The organism is Pseudomonas sp. RA_5y_Pfl1_P24 (assembly GCF_963970945.1).
Lineage (GTDB): Bacteria > Pseudomonadota > Gammaproteobacteria > Pseudomonadales > Pseudomonadaceae > Aquipseudomonas > Aquipseudomonas tritici.
Map to the genome: position 1 here is coordinate 375,817 of NZ_CAXAOJ010000006.1, position 19,629 is coordinate 395,445.

At 61.0% G+C, this 19,629-nt stretch carries 15 protein-coding genes; 12 read left to right on the plus strand and 3 right to left on the minus strand.

Going from position 1 to position 19,629, the window contains the following annotated elements; all coding sequences use genetic code 11:
* Window positions 1-383: 383 nt before the first annotated feature.
* From map to dapC, 3 genes are all read left to right on the plus strand, one after another.
* Window positions 384-1,178, plus strand: coding sequence for a type I methionyl aminopeptidase (map, locus tag AACY30_RS12860; protein WP_065872446.1), 795 nt, complete (start codon window positions 384-386; stop codon window positions 1,176-1,178).
* A 64-nt stretch (window positions 1,179-1,242) separates the two neighbouring features.
* Window positions 1,243-3,945 (plus strand): [protein-PII] uridylyltransferase, encoded by a 2,703-nt coding sequence (locus AACY30_RS12865; RefSeq protein WP_339540426.1) that lies wholly within the window; start codon window positions 1,243-1,245, stop codon window positions 3,943-3,945.
* Between the two features lie 143 nt (window positions 3,946-4,088).
* The gene (gene dapC, locus AACY30_RS12870; RefSeq protein ID WP_339540427.1) at window positions 4,089-5,288 is read left to right on the plus strand and encodes a succinyldiaminopimelate transaminase; all 1,200 of its coding nucleotides are present in this window, start codon (window positions 4,089-4,091) and stop codon (window positions 5,286-5,288) included.
* Between the two features lie 12 nt (window positions 5,289-5,300).
* Here dapC and AACY30_RS12875 read toward each other — a convergent pair whose 3' ends face one another.
* Entirely contained in the window at window positions 5,301-6,944 is a 1,644-nt protein-coding gene (locus AACY30_RS12875; protein ID WP_339540428.1) for a Na+/H+ antiporter, read from the minus strand.
* A gap of 253 nt (window positions 6,945-7,197) precedes the next feature.
* On the opposite strand from AACY30_RS12875, the gene AACY30_RS12880 reads away from it, so the two are divergent.
* The 4 genes from AACY30_RS12880 (at window position 7,198) to AACY30_RS12895 (ending at window position 10,253) form a co-directional block, all read left to right on the plus strand.
* Window positions 7,198-7,506: an arsenate reductase gene (locus AACY30_RS12880; RefSeq protein ID WP_339540440.1), complete on the plus strand. Its 309-nt coding sequence runs from the start codon at window positions 7,198-7,200 to the stop codon at window positions 7,504-7,506.
* 32 nt (window positions 7,507-7,538) lie between these two features.
* A complete protein-coding gene (gene dapD / locus AACY30_RS12885) occupies window positions 7,539-8,573 on the plus strand; it encodes a 2,3,4,5-tetrahydropyridine-2,6-dicarboxylate N-succinyltransferase (RefSeq protein WP_339469465.1) in 1,035 nt (344 codons plus the stop codon).
* Window positions 8,574-8,637: 64 nt separating this feature from the next.
* On the plus strand, window positions 8,638-9,843 hold the full coding sequence (locus tag AACY30_RS12890; RefSeq protein WP_339418161.1) for an aminotransferase class V-fold PLP-dependent enzyme: 1,206 nt from the start codon (window positions 8,638-8,640) through the stop codon (window positions 9,841-9,843).
* Window positions 9,840-10,253 (plus strand): SufE family protein, encoded by a 414-nt coding sequence (locus AACY30_RS12895; protein ID WP_339418162.1) that lies wholly within the window; start codon window positions 9,840-9,842, stop codon window positions 10,251-10,253. Before AACY30_RS12890 ends, AACY30_RS12895 begins: the two co-directional genes overlap by 4 nt.
* Before the next feature lie 130 nt (window positions 10,254-10,383).
* Here the strand turns inward: AACY30_RS12895 and tcdA are convergent, their stop codons facing one another.
* The gene (gene tcdA, locus AACY30_RS12900; protein WP_370467832.1) at window positions 10,384-11,193 is read right to left on the minus strand and encodes a tRNA cyclic N6-threonylcarbamoyladenosine(37) synthase TcdA; all 810 of its coding nucleotides are present in this window, start codon (window positions 11,191-11,193) and stop codon (window positions 10,384-10,386) included.
* Window positions 11,194-11,410: 217 nt separating this feature from the next.
* Between tcdA and AACY30_RS12905 the strand changes: the two genes are divergently transcribed.
* The 4 genes from AACY30_RS12905 (at window position 11,411) to AACY30_RS12920 (ending at window position 16,632) form a co-directional block, all read left to right on the plus strand.
* Window positions 11,411-14,002, plus strand: coding sequence for a glycosyltransferase (locus AACY30_RS12905; protein ID WP_339435883.1), 2,592 nt, complete (start codon window positions 11,411-11,413; stop codon window positions 14,000-14,002).
* A 244-nt stretch (window positions 14,003-14,246) separates the two neighbouring features.
* Window positions 14,247-15,398 carry a succinyl-diaminopimelate desuccinylase gene (gene dapE, locus AACY30_RS12910; protein WP_065872455.1) on the plus strand — a complete coding sequence of 384 codons (1,152 nt, stop codon included), beginning with the start codon at window positions 14,247-14,249 and terminating at the stop codon, window positions 15,396-15,398.
* Window positions 15,398-16,207, plus strand: a complete 810-nt coding sequence (locus AACY30_RS12915) for a putative RNA methyltransferase (protein ID WP_339435882.1) — start codon at window positions 15,398-15,400, stop codon at window positions 16,205-16,207. The genes dapE and AACY30_RS12915 overlap by 1 nt, the downstream gene beginning before the upstream one ends.
* A gap of 47 nt (window positions 16,208-16,254) precedes the next feature.
* On the plus strand, window positions 16,255-16,632 hold the full coding sequence (locus AACY30_RS12920) for a hypothetical protein (RefSeq protein ID WP_339418166.1): 378 nt from the start codon (window positions 16,255-16,257) through the stop codon (window positions 16,630-16,632).
* 75 nt (window positions 16,633-16,707) lie between these two features.
* Here the strand turns inward: AACY30_RS12920 and AACY30_RS12925 are convergent, their stop codons facing one another.
* Window positions 16,708-16,917: a cold-shock protein gene (locus AACY30_RS12925; protein ID WP_032891681.1), complete on the minus strand. Its 210-nt coding sequence runs from the start codon at window positions 16,915-16,917 to the stop codon at window positions 16,708-16,710.
* Between the two features lie 182 nt (window positions 16,918-17,099).
* Between AACY30_RS12925 and plsB the strand changes: the two genes are divergently transcribed.
* Entirely contained in the window at window positions 17,100-19,619 is a 2,520-nt protein-coding gene (plsB, locus tag AACY30_RS12930; RefSeq protein ID WP_339540429.1) for a glycerol-3-phosphate 1-O-acyltransferase PlsB, read from the plus strand.
* Window positions 19,620-19,629 lie beyond the last annotated feature (10 nt).

The following is a 19,629-nucleotide window of genomic DNA, read 5'->3' on the forward strand; positions in this document are numbered from 1 at the left end:
GTTCCTTAATAAGTCGGGTTTGGCCTCCACGTATCCCAATGACCAACCAGCGGCATCAAAGCCTCCGGCACCCAGGTCATCGTGTCGACACGTGTGTGGATTTAAGCTCTGCGGGGCATCCCCGGAAAGCGGCGCATTTTATACCACAGCATCGGCAAAAACGGAACACGCAATCACATTTGCCGCCGGTCGCTTTCGTGTAACCCCTTGAATAGAGCCAACATCGCCCTACCTTATAGAAAGAAGCGATCATCAGAGGCTCATGATTTGACGCCATCGTCTGTTAGAATCGCGTTTTTTGTGGCTTGTGCGAATTCTGTAACCTCTTGTCGCACGCCCGTAAACCGTATTGATTTCAGCGCGTCGCGCTAGAGAGAGCCTGTATGACCGTTAGTTTGAAAACCGCCGAAGACATCGCCGGCATGCGCATCGCCGGCAAACTGGCTGCCGACGTGCTGGAAATGATCGCCGAGCACGTCAAGCCCGGCGTTACCACCGAGACCCTCAACCAAATCTGCCATGACTATATCGTCAACGTGCAGGGTGCTATCCCTGCGCCGTTGAACTACAAAGGCTTCCCCAAGTCGATCTGCACCTCGGTCAACCACGTGGTCTGCCATGGGATTCCCGGTGACAAACCATTGAAGGACGGCGACACCCTGAACATCGACGTTACCGTGATCAAGGACCGCTACTTCGGCGACACCAGCCGCATGTTCCACGTCGGCACCGTGCCGGTCTGGGCCGAGCGCCTGTCCCAGGTGACCCAGGAATGCATGTACAAGGCCATCGAAATCGTCAAACCGGGTTGCCGCCTGGGCGACATCGGCGAAGTGATCCAGAAGCACGCTGAAAAGAACGGCTTCTCGGTGGTGCGCGAATTCTGCGGCCACGGTATCGGCACCGTGTTCCACGAAGAGCCACAGATCCTGCACTACGGCCGCGCCGGCACTGGCATGGAGCTCAAGGCAGGCATGACCTTCACCATCGAGCCGATGATCAACCAGGGCAAGGCCGATACCAAAGTGCTGGGCGACGGCTGGACCGCCATCACCAAGGACCGCAAGCTCTCGGCCCAGTGGGAACACACCCTGCTGGTCACCGAAACCGGCTATGAAATCTTCACCCTGCGCGCCGACGACACAATCCCGCGCACTTCAGGTGCTGCTTCGGCGTAACGGTTGCTTAGGTTTTCCCCCACTGTGTTGTGACTGACTGATTAATAGAAAGGAAAGCCGATCGATGCCCCAGGTGGATCCCGAACTCTTCGACCGTGGCCAGTTCCAGGCCGAACTGGCCCTGAAGGCGAGCCCCATCGCCGCGTTCAAGAAAGCTATCCGCCAGGCCCGCGAGGTGCTCGATGCGCGCTTTCGCAGCGGCCGGGACATCCGTCGGTTGATCGAAGACCGCGCCTGGTTTGTCGATAACATCCTGCAAAAGGCTTGGGAGCAGTTCAGCTGGAGCGAAGACGCCGACATCGCCCTGGTGGCGGTCGGCGGCTACGGCCGTGGCGAACTGCACCCCTACTCCGACATCGACCTGCTGATCCTGCTGGACAGCGCCGATCATGAGATCTTTCGCGATTCCATCGAGCGTTTTCTGACGCTGTTGTGGGACATCGGCCTGGAAGTAGGCCAGAGCGTACGCTCGGTCGACGAATGCGCCGAAGAGGCCCGCGCCGACCTCACGGTGATCACCAACCTGATGGAAAGCCGCACCATCGCCGGCCCCGAGCGCCTGCGCCAGCGCATGCTCGAAGTCACCAGCACCGCGCACATGTGGCCGAGCAAGGAGTTCTTCCTGGCCAAGCGCGCCGAGCAAAAGGCCAGGCACCACAAGTACAACGACACCGAATACAACCTGGAACCCAACGTCAAAGGCTCACCGGGCGGGCTGCGGGATATCCAGACGATTTTGTGGGTTGCCCGTCGCCAATACGGCACCTTGAACCTGCGGGCACTGGCCGGTGAAGGCTTCCTGGTGGAAAGCGAGAACGCCCTGCTGGCCTCGTCCCAGGATTTTCTGTGGAAGGTGCGCTACGCCCTGCACATGCTCGCGGGGCGCTCCGAAGACCGCCTGCTGTTCGACCACCAGCGCTCCATCGCCACCCTGCTGGGGTTTGAAGGCGAAGACGCAAAGACCAGCATCGAAAGCTTCATGCAGCAGTATTACCGGGTGGTCATGAGCATTGCCCAGCTCAGCGACCTGATCATCCAGCACTTCGAAGAGGTGATCCTGGCCCCTGAAGACGAAGCGCCGCCGCAACCGATCAACGCGCGTTTCCAACTGCACGACGGCTATATCGAAGCGCGCAACGACAATGTGTTTCGCCGCACGCCGTTCGCCATGCTGGAAATCTTCGTGCTGATGGCCCAGCAGCCGGAAATAAAAGGCGTGCGCGCCGACACCATTCGCCTGCTGCGGGAAAACCGTCACCTGATCGACGACGATTTCCGCAACGACATCCGCAACACCAGCCTGTTTATCGAGCTGTTCAAGTGCAAAATCGGCATCCACCGCAACCTGCGGCGCATGAACCGTTACGGCATCCTCGGGCGCTACCTGCCGGAGTTCGGCTTTATCGTCGGGCAAATGCAGCACGACCTGTTCCACATTTATACCGTGGATGCGCACACCCTGAACCTGATCAAGCACCTGCGTAAGGTGCAGTACACCCAGGTGTCAGAGAAATTCCCTTTGGCCAGTAAGCTGATGGCCAAGTTGCCCAAGCCCGAGCTGATCTACCTGGCCGGCTTGTACCACGACATAGGCAAGGGCCGGCATGGCGACCACTCCGAGATCGGTGCGGTGGATGCCGAGGCGTTCTGCCAGCGCCACCAGTTGCCGCTGTGGGACAGCCGCCTGATCGTCTGGCTGGTGCAGAACCATTTGGTGATGTCCACCACCGCCCAACGCAAGGACCTGTCCGACCCACAGGTGATCCACGACTTCGCACAGATCGTCGGCGATGAAACCCACCTCGACTACCTGTATGTCTTGACCGTCTCCGACATCAACGCCACCAACCCGACGCTGTGGAACTCCTGGCGCGCCAGCCTGTTGCGCCAGCTGTACACCGAGACCAAGCGCGCCCTGCGCCGCGGCCTGGAAAACCCGGTGGACCGCGAAGAACAGATCCGCCGCACCCAAAGCGCGGCGCTGGATATATTGGTGCGCGGCGGCAACGACCCAGACGACGTCGAACAACTGTGGTCGCAACTGGGCGACGATTACTTCCTGCGCCACACCGCTGGCGACGTGGCCTGGCACACTGACGCGATCTTGCAGCAGCCAGCCGATGGCGGCCCGCTGGTATTGGTCAAGGAAACCACCCAGCGCGAATTCGAGGGCGGCACGCAGATCTTTATTTATGCGCCGGACCAGCACGACTTCTTTGCTGTGACGGTAGCCGCCATGGACCAGCTCAACCTCAACATCCATGACGCCCGGGTCATCACCTCCAGCAGCCAGTTCACCCTCGACACTTATATCGTGCTCGACACCGATGGCGACTCAATTGGTGACAACCCAGCACGCGTGAAAAAGATCCGCGAAGGCCTGACCGAGGCCCTGCACAACCCTGACGACTACCCGACCATCATCCAGCGCCGGGTGCCGCGTCAGCTCAAGCATTTTGCGTTTGCCCCCCAGGTGACCATCTCCAACGACGCCCAGCGCCCGGTGACGGTGCTGGAACTCAGCGCCCCGGACCGCCCGGGCCTGCTGGCGCGGATCGGTGGGATTTTCCTGGAGTTCGACCTGTCGTTGCAGAATGCCAAGATCGCGACCCTCGGCGAGCGCGTGGAAGACGTGTTCTTCATCACCGACGCCGACAACCAGCCGCTGTCCGACCCGGAACTGTGCCGCCGCTTGCAGAAAGCCATCGAGCAGCAATTAAGCGTGACTCAGGAACCGAGCGTCGAACTGACGCGCCTGACTACATGAATTTTTAACTTTGTAAACACGATCCCTGTGGAAGCCGGCTTGCCTGCGATGGCATCGCTGCGGAGTCTCTGGTGTACCGCGGCGTCCCCATCGCAGGCAAGCCAGCTCCCACAGAGTCTGTGTTCACCGTGATAGAGGCTTACATGAACAACGCCCTAAACCAGCTGCAGCCCTACCCGTTCGAGAAACTGCGCGCCCTGCTGGGCAGTGTCACGCCGAACCCGGACAAACGCCCGATCGCGCTGTCCATCGGCGAGCCGAAGCACAAATCCCCGACCTTCGTGGCCGAAGCGCTGAGCAATAACCTTGACCAGATGGCCGTGTACCCGACCACCCTGGGCATTCCCGCACTGCGCGAGGCCATCGGCGCCTGGTGCGAGCGCCGCTTCAATGTGCCCAAGGGCTGGCTCGACCCGGCGCGCAACATCTTGCCGGTCAACGGCACGCGTGAAGCGCTGTTCGCCTTCACCCAAACCGTGGTCAATCGCGGCGACGATGCGCTGGTGGTGAGCCCGAACCCGTTCTACCAGATCTACGAAGGCGCCGCGTTCCTGGCCGGGGCCAAGCCGCATTACCTGCCGTGCCTGGCCGCCAATGGCTTCAACCCGGATTTCGATGCCGTGACGTCGGACGTCTGGAAACGCTGCCAGATCCTGTTCCTGTGCTCCCCTGGCAACCCGACCGGCGCGCTGATACCGGTCGACACCCTGAAAAAACTCATCGCCCTGGCCGACGAATACGACTTCGTGATCGCTGCCGACGAATGCTACAGCGAACTCTACTTCGACGAGCAAACCCCGCCGCCGGGCCTGTTGAGTGCCTGCGTCGAGCTGGGTCGCCAGGACTTCAAGCGTTGCGTGGTGTTCCACAGCCTGTCCAAGCGCTCCAACCTGCCGGGCCTGCGCTCCGGTTTTGTGGCCGGCGACGCCGACATTCTCAAGGCTTTCCTGCTATACCGCACCTACCACGGTTGCGCGATGCCGGTGCAAACCCAACTGGCGAGCATTGCTGCCTGGCAGGACGAAGCCCACGTGCAGGCCAATCGTGATCTGTACCGCGAGAAATTCGATGCGGTGCTGGCGATCCTCAAGCCAGTACTGGACGTGCAAAACCCCGACGGCGGTTTCTACCTGTGGCCGAATGTCGAAGGTGATGACGCCGCTTTCTGCCGGGATCTGTTCGTAGAGGAACACGTCACTGTGGTGCCAGGCTCGTACCTGTCGCGGGAAGTCGACGGTTTCAACCCCGGCGCCGGGCGTGTGCGCATGGCGTTGGTTGCCCCCTTGGCGGAGTGTGTGGAAGCGGCGGAGCGGATTCGCGATTTTATTCAGCGTCGCCGCTAACGGCCATCTGGGTCATTTCACATGACCCAGATGAGCCTCACTCATATCCAACTCGGCCAACACTTCCCTCAAGACGTCGTCACCAATCTGGTGATGACGGCTCAAGCTGTACAACTCCAAGCGCTGCGCGCGCAGGGCCTTCAGACGCAACTTGCGCTCAAGCAGGTCCATCTGCCGCGCCAGCGCCTGGGCTTCGGCTGAGTCGTTGAACACGTTCAACTGATGGCGATACTCCGACATCAGGCGAGCCTTGAGTTCGGTCGCGAGCGCAGCCTGGGCGGCGTCCTGGGTTTCGCTTTCCGCCGGTTCTTCAGACTCCAGCGCATGGATTGCAGCCACTGCGGTCTTTTTCCAGGCCTCGCGCACTTCGTTATGGCGCTTATCATCGGGGCTCTTTTCGATCCCGCGCAACAGCAGGGGCAAGGCGATGCATGCGGCGATCAGCGACAGCAGGATCACCCCGGCAGCAATGAAGATCAGCAAATCGCGCTCGGGGAAATCCTGGCCCGGCGCCAGCAGCAACGGCACTGACATCACACCCGCCAGCGTCACCGCACCGCGCACACCACCGACGGTCAGCAGCCAGCAAGAGCGTGCAGTCGGCACCAGCGTCAATTCACTTTTCCCACGAATCCGGCGCAATAAACCCGACAGCCGCCAGATGCTCTGCACCCAGATGAAACGCAGCACCACCAGCACCAGAAAGATCGCGACCACATCCAGGCAGCGATAAAACAATGTCGGCCACAAAGTCGGCTCGTGACTGACCACGGCCTTAATGATGTCCGGCAGTTGCAGGCCCAGCAGCAGGAAAATCAAGCCGTTGAAGGCAAACTCCAGCAACGACCACACACTGCGATTGAGCAAGCGGGTGCTGGTTTGGCGGGGTAGCAGGTCGAGCCAGCTTTGCATCATGCCCGCCGCCACCGCCGACAAAATGCCCGATGCGCCCAAGCGCTCAGCCAGCACATAGGCGGCGAACGGTAGCAGCAACATAAACACCACGTGAGTCGCCGGGTCGTCCCAGCCTCGCGCGATCATCCACGCACGCAGTCGCCCGACCAGCCAGCTCAATGCCACCCCCACGGCCAGGCCGCCCAGGGCGACCAACACAAATGTCAGGCTGGCATCCGCCAGGGAAAACACGCCAGTCAACGCCGCCGCCAGGGCAAACTTGAAGGTCACCAAGCCCGACGCATCGTTCATCAGGGCCTCGCCCTGGAGCATGTGCATCAGCGGCGTGGGCAGACGGTTCTGGGAAATGGCCGACACCGCAACGGCGTCCGTCGGTGACAACACAGCCGCCAGAGCGAAGGCCACGGGCAGCGGGATCGTAGGCAAAATCCAGTGAATGAAGTAACCGGCGCCCACCACAGTGAACAGCACCAGCCCCACCGCCAACGTCAGGATTGGCCCACGCAGGCGCCACAACTCACGCTTGGGCATGCGCCAGCCATCCGAGAACAGCAGCGGCGGCAGGAACAGAAACAGGAACAACTCCGGGTCCAGCGCCACGTGCAGCCCCAACGTGGGCCAGGCCAGCAAAGCGCCCGCTGCTATCTGCACCAAGGGTAACGGCAGGGGGATGACACGCCCGACCAGACGCGAAACGCTGACCAACATCAGTAGGATAAGAACGGTGTAGGCGGTTTGCATAACGCGGGTTTCCCGGACAATCGACTCGCAACGACACATGAGGCAACAACTCGCCGTTGAAGTGCCATATTACCCACCTATGCTGCCGGCTGGCATTTGCACATAAGTCTCACGCCAGCATGACGAGGGGCACCAGAGGCCGCTGGTCGTGGCATAATCCGTAACCTTTCCATTTCATTCGCTCAAAGGGGGCAATTCCTTGACCGCTTCAAGCAAAACGTTGCACCTTTTCGGCATCAAAGCCTGCGACACCATGAAAAAGGCCCGCACCTGGCTCGATGAGCACGCTGTGAGCTATGAGTTCCACGACTATAAAACGGCCGGTATCGACCGCGAGCACTTGACCCAATGGTGCAACGAGCACGGTTGGCAGGTGATCTTGAACCGTGCGGGCACCACCTTTCGCAAACTCGAAGACGAACGCAAAGCCGATCTCGATCAGTCGAAAGCCATTGAATTGATGCTCGCACAACCCTCGATGATCAAGCGCCCGGTGCTCGATCTCGGTGACAGAACCCTGATTGGCTTCAAGCCAGAAAGTTATTCGGCGGCCCTCAAGTAGGCCAGCCTTCCATTTTTTGTAGAGGTAACACCATGTCCCATTCCCTGTTCAGCCTGGGCTTCGGCGTCGGCACTCAGAACCGCCAAGGTGCTTGGCTGGAAGTGTTTTACGCACAACCGTTGCTCAACCCATCGGCTGAAATCGTCGCGGCGATCGCGCCGATCATCGGCTACACCGAAGGCAACCAGGCAATCACCTTCACCGTCACCCAGGCCCTGCAAATGGCTGACGCGCTCAAAGGCGTCGACGCTACCCAAGCTGCCCTGATCAGCCGCCTGGCTGAAAGCCACACGCCGCTCGTCGCCACCTTGCTGGCCGAAGACGCTGCACTGACGTCCACGCCTGAGGCTTACCTCAAGCTGCACCTGCTGTCTCACCGCCTGGTCAAGCCACACGGCCTGAGCCTGGCCGGTGTGTTCCCGCAGCTGCCGAACGTAGCCTGGACCAGCCAAGGTGCGATCGACATCAATGAGCTGGCCGAACGCCAGCTGGAAGCGCGCCTGCGTGGCGATCTGCTGGAAGTGTTCTCGGTAGACAAGTTCCCGAAAATGACCGACTACGTAGTGCCGAGCGGTGTGCGTATCGCTGATGCGGCGCGTATCCGCCTGGGCGCCTACGTGGGCGAAGGCACCACCGTGATGCACGAAGGTTTCGTCAACTTCAACGCCGGCACCGAAGGCCCGGGCATGATCGAAGGCCGTGTATCGGCGGGCGTGTTCGTCGGCAAGGGCTCTGACCTGGGCGGCGGTTGCTCCACCATGGGCACCCTGTCGGGTGGCGGCAACATCGTGATCAAGGTCGGCGAAGGCTGCTTGATCGGCGCCAACGCCGGTATTGGTATCCCGTTGGGCGACCGCAACACCGTCGAATCGGGCCTGTACGTGACGGCCGGGACCAAGGTTGCGCTGCTGGACGAGCAGAACCAACTGGTCAAAGTGGTCAAGGCGCGCGAGCTGGCCGGCCAGCCGGACCTGCTGTTCCGCCGTAACTCCGAGACCGGTGCCGTGGAGTGCAAAACCCACAAATCGGCTATCGAACTGAACGAAGCGCTGCACGCTCACAACTAAGCAGCCACTCGATGCCACTAGCGGGCCCCTCCCCTGGGGCTCGCTTATACGAGTCTTGATCACCATGCTTGTGCCCTCGCCCTGGCGCGCCGATTTCCCGGCCATCGCCACCCTGCAACGGCAAGACCAGACTTACCTGGACAACGCCGCCACCACGCAAAAACCCCAAGCCTTGTTGGATGCCATCAGCCATTACTACGCCAATGGCGCAGCCAATGTGCACCGCGCCCAGCATTTGCCGGGAGCCCATGCGACACAGGCGTTCGAAGACAGTCGCAGCAAGGTCGCGCAATGGTTGAATGCAGGTGACAGCGGGCAGATTGTGTTTACCCACGGCGCGACCTCTGCGCTGAACCTCCTGGCTTATGGCCTGGAGCATTTATTCAATGCGGGCGATGAGATTGTCATCAGCGCCCTCGAGCACCACGCCAACCTGTTGCCGTGGCAGCAGTTGGCCAAACGTCGCGCGCTGACGCTGGTGGTATTGCCACTTGGCGAGGACGGCGTGATCGACCTGCAAGCCGCCGCCGAGCTGATCGGCTCGCGCACACGCCTGCTGGCGGTGAGCCAGCTGTCCAACGTGCTCGGCGCGTGGCAGCCGCTGGAGGCCCTTCTCGCGCTGGCCCAGCCCCACGGTGCCCTGACCGTGGTCGACGGCGCCCAAGGCATCGTCCATGGCCGCCACGACGTGCAGGCCCTGGGTTGCGACTTCTACGTATTTTCCAGCCACAAACTGTACGGCCCGGACGGCGTCGGCGTGCTGTTTGGGCGCAATGACGCCCTGCATCACCTGCGCCACTGGCAGTTTGGAGGAGAAATGGTGCAAAAAGCCGACTACCACAGCGCCAGTTTCCGTCCCGCGCCGCTGGGTTTCGAGGCCGGCACACCGCCGATTGCCAGCGTGATTGGCCTGGGCGCCAGCCTGGATTACTTGAGCTCGCTGGATCAGCCAGCGGTGGTCGCCCATGAAGCAGCCCTGCATGACTACCTGTTGCGTGGGCTCAAGGCGCGCAATGGCGTGCGCGTGCTGGGTTCGCCACAGGTGGCGTTGGTCAGTTTTGTGGTCGACGGCGTGCATAACGCCGACCTTGCGCACCTGCTGACCGAGCAAGGTATTGCCGTGCGCGCGGGTCATCACTGCGCGATGCCGTTGCTCAAGGCCATGCACCTGTCGGGGGCGATCCGCGTATCCCTGGCGCTGTATAACGACTCCGATGACCTGGAACGCTTTTTTGAAGCGCTGGACCAGGCCCTGGATATGTTGCGATGAGTGTGCCGGTGGATGCGGTCAGCGCGCTTGAAGCCTTTCAAGCCGTCGGTAGCTGGGAGCAACGCGCGCGGATGTTGATGCAGTGGGGCGAGCGTATGCCGGCCCTGGCGGATGAAGATAAGGTCGACGCCAACCTGGTCCAGGGCTGCGAAAGCCTGGTGTGGTTGGTGGGGCGTTTGCAGGATGGGCATTGGCAGTTTGCGGCGAGCAGCGATGCGCGGCTGATTCGCGGGCTGGTGGCGTTGCTGCTGGCACGGGTCAATGGGTTGTCGGCGGCTGAGTTGCAAGGGGTGGATCTGCCTGACTGGTTCAACCAGTTGGGCCTTTCCCGTCAACTGTCACCGTCGCGCAGCAATGGCCTGAACGCGGTCCTCAAGCGCATGCGAGAACTAAGCCCTACACAAAACTAAATGTGGGAGCGGGCTTGTGTGGGAGCTGGCTTGCCTGCGATACAGGCACCTCGGTCTATCCGGCACACCTCGGTGATGCTATCGCAGGCAAGCCAGCTCCCACATTTTGAGCGGTGCACGGCATTAAGTTTTAAGCAGACTTGACCCGTTCCGACGGCCGCCGCACCCCAGCCACAATCTTGTCCACTGCCTTGGTCGCCGCCACCATGCCGAACGTGGCCGTGACCATCATCACCGCGCCAAACCCACCGGCGCAGTCCAGCTTCACGCCATCCCCGACAAAACTCTTCTGCAAACAAATACTGCCATCCGGCTTGGGATAGCGCAGTTGCTCGGTGGAAAACACGCACGGCACGCTGTAATGGCGGGTCACGGTGCGTGAGAAACCATAGTCGCGACGCAGCGTGGAGCGCACTTTCGACGCCAGCGGGTCATTGAAGGTGCGGTTCAGGTCGCAGACCTGGATCAGCGTCGGGTCGATCTGCCCGCCGGCGCCGCCGGTGGTGATGATCTGGATCTTGCGGCGCTTGCACCAGGCAATCAATGCCGCCTTGGCGTTAACGGCGTCAATGCAGTCGATCACGCAGTCGATATCCGGCGTGATGTACTCGGCCATGGTGTCGCGGGTCACAAAGTCCGCCACCGCATGCACGGTGCAATCCGGGTTGATGCCCTTCAGGCGCTCGGCCATCACCTCGACCTTGGGCTTGCCCACGGTGCTGTCCAGCGCGTGCAACTGGCGGTTGCTGTTGCTGACGCAGACATCGTCCAGATCAAACAGCGAAATCTCGCCCACCCCGCAACGGGCCATGGCTTCCGCCGCCCACGAGCCCACGCCGCCGACGCCGACGATTGCCACGTGGGCCGCTTTCAAGCGTTCCAGGCCTTCAATGCCATACAAACGGGCGACGCCTGCAAACCGTGGATCTTCTGTGCTCATGACCATTACCCCAAAAACCGGCGCGCATTATGGACTACGCAGCGACAAGTTCGAAGCGACAAGCTACAAGTAAAGAACTTAGATGGCCTTTCGCTGAATAATGTCCAGTTTTTCTCTGCTTGCTGTACGGTCAGGGAAGGGCCGGTGTAGGATGCGCGCCGTTCGGCGCAGGCCGACACCTCTTTTCGTTCCACACCTTTTGGAACCTGACATAACCATGGCATCGCGTAAATTTGGACTCAACCTGGTGATCGTGCTGGCAATTGCCGCACTGTTCACCGGTTTCTGGGCGCTAATCAACCGCCCGGTCACTGCTCCCAACTGGCCTGAGCAGATCTCCGGTTTTTCCTACTCGCCGTTCCAGCAAGGTCAGTACCCACAGAAAAACCAGTTCCCGACCGACGATCAGATGCGTCGCGACCTTGAGATCATGAGCAAGCTGACGGACAACATCCGTACCTACTCGGTCGACGGCACCCTGAGCGACATCCCCAAGTTGGCGGAAGAATTCGGCCTGCGCGTGACATTGGGGATCTGGATCAGCCCGGACCTTGAACGTAACGAGCGGGAAATCCAGCGCGCCATCGAAATCGCCAACACCTCGCGCAGTGTGGTGCGGGTGGTGGTCGGCAACGAGGCGGTGTTCCGTAAGGACATCACGCCAGAAGCGTTGATCGTGCTGCTGGATCGAGTGCGCGCCGCTGTGAAAGTGCCGGTGACGACATCCGAGCAATGGGACATCTGGGAGAAGAACCCACAACTGGCCAAGCACGTCGACCTGATCGCCGCGCACATCCTGCCGTTCTGGGAATACATTCCAATGGACAAGGCCGGCCAGTACGTACTCGACCGCGCCAAGGATCTGAAGAAACTGTTCCCGAAAAAGCCGCTGCTGCTGTCGGAGGTTGGCTGGCCGAGCAACGGGCGCATGCGCGGCGGCAATGAAACGTCGCCGGCCGACCAGGCGATTTACCTGCGTACGCTGGTGAACAAGCTGAACCGTCAGGGCTACAACTACTTCGTGATCGAGGCGTTCGATCAGCCGTGGAAAGTCAGCGACGAAGGCTCGGCCGGCGCTTACTGGGGTGTGTTCAACGGCGCACGCCAGCAGAAATTCAACTTTGAAGGGCCGGTGGTCGCGATCCCGCAATGGCGCGTACTGGCCATCGGCTCGGTCATACTTGCGCTGCTGTCCTTGACCCTGTTAATGATCGACGGCTCGGCCCTGCGCCAACGCGGCCGGACCTTCCTGACGTTTATCGCGTTCTTGTGCGGTTCAGTGCTGGTGTGGATCGGTTACGACTACAGCCAGCAATACAGCACGTGGTTCAGTGTCACCGTGGGCATCCTCTTGGCCCTCGGCGCCCTGGGCGTGTTTATCGTGTTGCTGACCGAAGCCCACGAACTGGCGGAAGCGGTATGGACTCACAAGCGCCGGCGTGAATTCCTGCCGGTGGAGGGGGAGTCGGACTACCGCCCGAAAGTGTCGATCCATGTGCCGTGCTACAACGAGCCGCCTGAGATGGTCAAACAGACCCTCGACGCCCTGGCCGCCCTCGATTACCCGGACTACGAAGTCCTGATCATCGACAACAACACCAAGGACCCGGCCGTTTGGGAGCCGGTGCGCGACTACTGCGAAACCCTGGGCCCGCGCTTCAAGTTCTTCCACGTCGCGCCCCTGGCAGGTTTCAAGGGCGGCGCACTGAACTACCTGATCCCGCACACCGCCAAGGATGCCGAAGTGATCGCGGTGATCGACTCCGACTACTGCGTGTCGCCAAACTGGCTCAAGCACATGGTGCCGCACTTCGCCGACCCGAAAATCGCCGTGGTGCAGTCGCCGCAGGATTATCGCGACCAGAACGAAAGCACCTTCAAGAAGCTCTGCTACGCGGAATACAAGGGCTTCTTCCATATCGGCATGGTCACCCGCAACGACCGCGACGCGATCATCCAGCACGGCACCATGACCATGACCCGTCGCTCGGTGCTTGAAGAACTGGGCTGGGCCGACTGGTGCATCTGCGAAGACGCCGAACTGGGCCTACGTGTATTCGAGAAAGGCCTGTCGGCGGCGTATTACCACGACAGCTACGGTAAGGGCCTGATGCCGGATACCTTTATCGACTTCAAGAAACAGCGTTTCCGCTGGGCCTACGGTGCGATACAGATCATCAAGCGTCACACCGCAAGCCTGTTGCGCGGCAAAGGCACAGAGCTGACCCGTGGCCAGCGCTACCACTTCCTCGCGGGCTGGTTGCCGTGGGTGGCGGACGGCATGAACATCTTCTTCACCGTTGGCGCGCTGTTGTGGTCGGCGGCGATGATCATCGTGCCGACGCGGGTCGACCCGCCGTTGCTGATTTTCGCGATCCCGCCGTTGGCGCTGTTTGTGTTCAAAGTCGGCAAGATCATCTTCCTGTACCGCCGCGCCGTGGGTGTGAACCTCAAGGATGCGTTCTGCGCAGCCCTGGCCGGCCTGGCGTTGTCACACACCATCGCCAAAGCGGTGCTGTACGGATTCTTCACCACCAGTATTCCGTTCTTTCGTACACCGAAAAACGCGGATAACCACGGCTTCTGGGTGGCGATTTCCGAAGCCCGCGAAGAGATGTTCATCATGCTGCTGTTGTGGGGCGCGGCGCTCGGGATTTACCTGGTGCAGGGCCTGCCAAGCAATGACATCCGCTTCTGGGTGGTGATGCTGCTGGTGCAGTCGCTGCCGTATGTGGCGGCGCTGATCATGGCGTTCCTGTCTTCCCTGCCGAAACCTTCGGTGAAGGCTGAGCCTGTCACAGCCGTGTAAAAACTTGCGCAATGCACTAAACGGCGGCCTCTGGCCGCCGTTTTGCTATAAGATAACGGCCGTTTTGCAAGACTTGGCATAGCCCCGGCTCTGTGTGGGAGCTGGCTTGCCTGCGATGCAGACGCCGCGGTCTGGCAGGTACACCGTGGCGATGCTATCGCAGGCAAGCCAGCTCCCACATTGGATCTGCACCGCTTCAAGTCCACATTCGTCCTGCGCCCATTACACGCTTCCGGAGTTTTTCATGACGGCCCATGCCGACCTTTCGCCGACCCTTCAACTTGCCATCGACCTGATCCGTCGCCCCTCGGTGACGCCGATCGACGCCGATTGCCAGAAGCTGATGATGCAGCGCCTGGGCGACGCAGGTTTTGCGCTGGAACCGATGCGCATCGAAGACGTGGACAATTTCTGGGCCACTCACGGCAAGCATGACGGCCCGGTGCTGTGCTTTGCCGGCCATACCGACGTGGTGCCGACCGGTCCGGTGCAGGCGTGGCAGAACGACCCGTTCGACGCGCTGATCGACGAAAACGGCATGCTCTGCGGGCGTGGCGCGGCGGACATGAAAGGCAGCCTGGCAGCCATGCTGGTGGCGGCGGAACGTTTCGTCACCGATTACCCGGACCACAAGGGTTCGGTCGCTTTCCTGATCACCAGCGATGAAGAAGGCCCCGCGCACCACGGCACCAAGGCGGTCATCGAACGCCTGGCCGCGCGCAAGGAGCGCCTGGACTGGTGCATCGTCGGCGAACCGTCAAGCACCACACTGGTGGGCGATGTGGTCAAGAACGGCCGTCGTGGCTCACTCGGCGCCACCCTGACCGTACGCGGTGTGCAAGGTCACGTGGCCTACCCGCACCTGGCGAAAAACCCGATCCATCTGGCCGCTCCGGCACTGGCCGAACTGGCCGCTGAGCATTGGGATGACGGCAACACGTTCTTCCCGCCGACCAGCTTCCAGATCTCCAACCTCAACTCGGGCACTGGCGCGACCAACGTGATCCCCGGTGAGCTGACAGCGGTGTTCAACTTCCGCTTCTCCACCGAGTCCACCGTGGAAGGCCTGCAGCAACGGGTTGCGGCGATTCTCGACAAGCATGGCCTGGACTGGCACGTGGAATGGGCGCTGTCGGGCCTGCCGTTCCTGACCGAGCCGGGCGCTTTGCTGGATGCGGTATCGGCGAGCATCAAGGCGATCACCGGTCGCGAGACCAAGGCGTCCACCAGTGGCGGCACCTCCGACGGGCGCTTCATTGCGACCCTCGGCACTCAAGTGGTAGAGCTGGGCCCGGTCAACGCAACGATCCACCAGGTCAACGAACGCATCCTCGCCAGCGACCTCGATGTGCTGACCGAAATCTATTACCAGACCCTGATCAAGTTGCTCGCCTGATGCTCGCGTGCCCCATTTGCAGCGCACCGCTCAACGCGGTCGACAATGGCGTGGCCTGCCCGGCCGGGCACCGTTTCGACCGTGCGCGCCAGGGTTACCTGAACCTGTTGCCGGTGCAGCACAAGAACAGCCGCGACCCCGGCGATAACCTGGCGATGGTGGAAGCGCGCCGCGACTTCCTCAACGCCGGCCACTACGCTCCCGTGGCAAAACGCTTGGCCGAGTTGGCCGCTGAACGCGCCCCGGCGCGCTGGGTCGACATCGGTTGCGGCGAGGGTTATTACACCGCGCAAATAGCCGACGCCCTGCCCCACGCCGATGGCTACGCGCTGGATATCTCCAAAGAAGCGGTCAAGCGCGCGTGCAAGCGCAACCCGGCGCTGACTTGGTTGATCGCCAGCATGGCCCGTGTGCCCTTGGCCGATGCCAGTTGCCAGTTCCTCGCCAGTGTGTTCAGCCCATTGGACTGGCAGGAGGCCAAGCGCCTGCTCAGCACTGGCGGCGGCTTGATGAAGGTCGGTCCTACCAGCGGCCACCTGATGGAACTGCGCGAACGCCTGTACGACGAAGTGCGCGAATACACCGACGACAAGCATCTGGCCCTGGTGCCAGACGGCATGAGCCTGGCGCACAGCGAGACGCTGGAATTCACGCTGAGCCTGGCCGAGCCCCTGGACCGCGCCAACCTGCTGGCCATGACACCCCACGGCTGGCGCGCCAGTGCCGAGCGCCGCGCGCAAGTGATCGAGGCGGCCGAGCCGCTGCTGGTCACTGTGTCGATGCGCTACGATTATTTCGTGCTTAACTAACCGACTTTCCGCGAATGGATTTTCGAATCCCGCAACGAGGAACATCCATGCGCCAACCCGATATCGAGATTTACCTGAAGGACGCTGACGTCGACTACAAGGCCATTGCCGCCTGGCTGGGCGCCGCCCTGGGCCCGTGCACCGACTGGGTCCAACGGGGTCAAACCTACAAGTGCAAGGCCGGCGATGTGCCGGTAACGTGGCTGCCGAAAGCTGTAGGCAAATGGAACAGCCTGTTCCTGGAAAGCGACCAGACCCCGTGGGATGACGACATCGCCTGCGCCCGCGCCGCGTTTGCCGCGCTGAAGGTGGAAGTGCGTTGTGCGCCGGGTACTTGGGTTGAAGAGGAAGGTGAGGAAAGCGCTGACACCTGGATTCGTATCAGTGAAGACGGTGAAGAGCAGATCACCTGGAAGACAGCTTAAAGCAGTTGCAAGCTACAAGCCTCAAGCTGAAGCCAACCCGCTTGCAGCTTGCAGCTTGAAGCTTGCAGCTCGGCCTTACAGGCCGACCACATCCTCCGCCTGCAACCCCTTCTCGCCGGTCACCACGGCGTACTCCACCTGCTGGCCTTCGGCCAAAGAACGGTGACCATCACCGCGAATGGCGCGGTAGTGCACAAACACATCCTTGCCGTCCTCGCGTTGAATAAACCCATAGCCCTTTGCATCGTTGAACCACTTCACATTGCCGGTTTCGCGCGTTGCCATCTGTCTTACTCCCACATGCATTTTTATTGTTGAGTTGCTCGCATTGAACTGCCGAGTATAAGACAGGCTCAAAAACGATCAACTCAAGTTTACATCGCTGCTTTTTTGCCGATTTTCGGCGAATACGGCACACTACCCGCCCGAGCGTCTGCTCGGTTTTTCCCACTCAAAGCAGAAGCCGTATGACCCGCTCCCCGTTTCGCCGTCTGGTATTTGGCACCTTGCGCCGACTGTTGTACCTCTGGGTTCGCTCGGAGACGATCAACCAGTCGTCCTTAACCCTCAACCTGGACCGCAGCCGGCCGGTGTTATACGTCCTGCAATCACCCTCCCTCAGCGAATTGGCCGTGGTCGATGCCGAGTGCACCAAGGCCGGCTTGCCGCGCCCGGTGCTGCCGGTAGCGGTCGGCCCGCTAATGGAAGCGGCGGCGTTCTTCTACCTCACGCCAGAGCCCGACTGGCTCGGCCGCCAAGACAAGCGCGGCGCGCCGCCGACCCTGACCCGCCTGGTCAACACCCTCAGCGAGCACGCCGAGGAGAATGCACAAATCATTCCGGTCAGCGTGTTCTGGGGCCAATCCCCCGAAAGCGAGTCCAGTCCGTGGAAATTGTTATTCGCTGACAGTTGGGCGGTCACCGGGCGTCTGCGTCGGTTCTTGAGCATCCTGATCCTCGGTCGCAAGACCCGTGTGCAATTCTCTGCGCCTATCAACCTGCGTGAATTGATCGAGCACAATAAAGGCCACGAACGCACGGTGCGGATGGCCCAGCGCATCCTGCGTGTGCACTTTCGTAACCTGAAGACCGCCGTGATCGGCCCCGACCTGTCCCACCGCCGCAATCTGGTGAAAGGCCTGGTCAATATGCCGCTGGTGCGCCAAGCCATTGCCGACGAGGCTGAGCGGGAAAAAATCTCCCCGGAAAAAGCCAAGGCCCAGGCCTTGCGCTACGGCAACGAGATCGCCTCGGACTACACCTACACCGCGATCCGCTTTCTGGAAGTGGTGCTGAGCTGGTTCTGGAACAAGATCTACGACGGGATCAAGGTCAATAACATCGAAGGTGTGCAAAAGGTTGCCCAGGGTTACGAGGTGATCTACGTACCTTGCCACCGCAGCCATATCGACTACCTGTTGCTGTCTTACCTGTTGTTCAAAAATGGCCTAACCCCGCCGCATATCGCCGCCGGGATCAACCTGAACATGCCCGTCATCGGCAGCCTGCTGCGCCGTGGCGGTGCGTTTTTCATGCGCCGCACCTTCAAGGGCAACCCGCTGTACACCTCGGTGTTCAACGAATACCTGCATACCCTGTTCACCAAGGGTTTCCCGGTGGAGTACTTCGTCGAAGGCGGGCGCTCGCGCACCGGTCGCATGCTGCAACCGAAGACCGGGATGCTGGCGATTACACTGCGCAGTTTCTTGCGCTCCTCGCGTATGCCGATCGTGTTTGTGCCGGTGTACATCGGCTACGAACGCGTGCTCGAAGGCCGCACCTACCTCGGCGAGCTGCGCGGCGCGACCAAGAAGAAAGAATCGATCTTCGATATTTTCAAGGTGGTTGGCGCGCTCAAGCAGCGCTTTGGCCAGGTCGCGGTCAACTTCGGCGAGCCGATCAAGCTGGCCGAATTCCTCGACAGCGAACAGCCGGATTGGCGCTCCCAGGAACTGGCCCCGAACTACAAACCAGCCTGGCTCAACGAAACCACTAACCGCCTTGGCGAACAGGTGGCGCGCCACCTGAACGAAGCTGCGGCAGTGAACCCAGTGAACCTGGTAGCGTTGGCACTGCTGTCCACCACGCGCCTAGCGCTCGACGAACAAGCCATGGCGCGCCAGTTGGACCTGTACCTGGCGCTGCTGCGCCGTGTGCCGTACTCGCCTCACACCACGTTGCCTGAGGGCGATGGCCTGGCGCTGATCAAGCACGTCAAGGGCATGGACCTGCTATCGGAACAGAGCGACGCCCTCGGTAAGATTCTGTACCTGGACGAGCAAAACGCCGTCCTGATGACCTACTATCGCAATAACGTTTTGCACATTTTTGCCCTGCCGGCGCTGCTGGCGAGCTTCTTCCAGAGCAGCTCGCGCATGAGCCGCGACCAGATCCTGCGCTACACCCACGCGCTGTATCCGTACCTGCAATCGGAGCTGTTTATCCGCTGGTCGCTGGAAGAGCTGGACACGGTGGTTGACCAATGGCTGGAGGCTTTTGTCGAACAGGGCCTGCTGCGTTTCGAGAAAGACGTGTTCCTGCGCCCGGCCCCCAGTTCGCGGCACTTCGTGCTGCTCACGCTGCTGTCCAAGAGCATCGCCCAGACCCTGCAACGCTTCTACATGGCGATTTCGCTGCTGCTCAACAGTGGCCAAAGCAGCATCAGCGCCGAAGAGCTGGAAGACCTGTGCACGATCATGGCCCAGCGCCTGTCGATCCTGCATGGCCTCAACGCTCCAGAGTTCTTCGACAAGAGCCTTTTCCGACATTTCATCCAGACCTTGTTGGAGCAAGATGTGCTGCGTCGCAATGAAGCCGGCAAGCTGAGCTACCACGACCTGCTGGGTGAGCTGGCTGAAGGCGCAGCCAAGCGCGTGTTGCCGGCGGATATTCGCCTGTCGATCCGTCAGGTGGCCCTGCATCGTGTGGATGGCGCTGCTGAAGCGTCCGTCGAACCCGAAGCCCCGACACCTGAAGAAACCCGCTAGATTTAAACAG

Excerpts from the sequence above, each read along its gene's own strand:
- map (WP_065872446.1), top strand. The coding sequence starts at position 384 with ATGACCGTTAGTTTGAAAACCGCCGAAGACATCGCCGGCATGCGCATC.
- AACY30_RS12865 (WP_339540426.1), top strand. The coding sequence starts at position 1,243 with ATGCCCCAGGTGGATCCCGAACTCTTCGACCGTGGCCAGTTCCAGGCC.
- dapC (WP_339540427.1), top strand. The coding sequence starts at position 4,089 with ATGAACAACGCCCTAAACCAGCTGCAGCCCTACCCGTTCGAGAAACTG.
- AACY30_RS12875 (WP_339540428.1), bottom strand. The coding sequence starts at position 6,944 with ATGCAAACCGCCTACACCGTTCTTATCCTACTGATGTTGGTCAGCGTT.
- AACY30_RS12880 (WP_339540440.1), top strand. The coding sequence starts at position 7,198 with ATGAAAAAGGCCCGCACCTGGCTCGATGAGCACGCTGTGAGCTATGAG.
- dapD (WP_339469465.1), top strand. The coding sequence starts at position 7,539 with ATGTCCCATTCCCTGTTCAGCCTGGGCTTCGGCGTCGGCACTCAGAAC.
- AACY30_RS12890 (WP_339418161.1), top strand. The coding sequence starts at position 8,638 with ATGCTTGTGCCCTCGCCCTGGCGCGCCGATTTCCCGGCCATCGCCACC.
- AACY30_RS12895 (WP_339418162.1), top strand. The coding sequence starts at position 9,840 with ATGAGTGTGCCGGTGGATGCGGTCAGCGCGCTTGAAGCCTTTCAAGCC.
- tcdA (WP_370467832.1), bottom strand. The coding sequence starts at position 11,193 with ATGAGCACAGAAGATCCACGGTTTGCAGGCGTCGCCCGTTTGTATGGC.
- AACY30_RS12905 (WP_339435883.1), top strand. The coding sequence starts at position 11,411 with ATGGCATCGCGTAAATTTGGACTCAACCTGGTGATCGTGCTGGCAATT.
- dapE (WP_065872455.1), top strand. The coding sequence starts at position 14,247 with ATGACGGCCCATGCCGACCTTTCGCCGACCCTTCAACTTGCCATCGAC.
- AACY30_RS12915 (WP_339435882.1), top strand. The coding sequence starts at position 15,398 with ATGCTCGCGTGCCCCATTTGCAGCGCACCGCTCAACGCGGTCGACAAT.
- AACY30_RS12920 (WP_339418166.1), top strand. The coding sequence starts at position 16,255 with ATGCGCCAACCCGATATCGAGATTTACCTGAAGGACGCTGACGTCGAC.
- AACY30_RS12925 (WP_032891681.1), bottom strand. The coding sequence starts at position 16,917 with ATGGCAACGCGCGAAACCGGCAATGTGAAGTGGTTCAACGATGCAAAG.
- plsB (WP_339540429.1), top strand. The coding sequence starts at position 17,100 with ATGACCCGCTCCCCGTTTCGCCGTCTGGTATTTGGCACCTTGCGCCGA.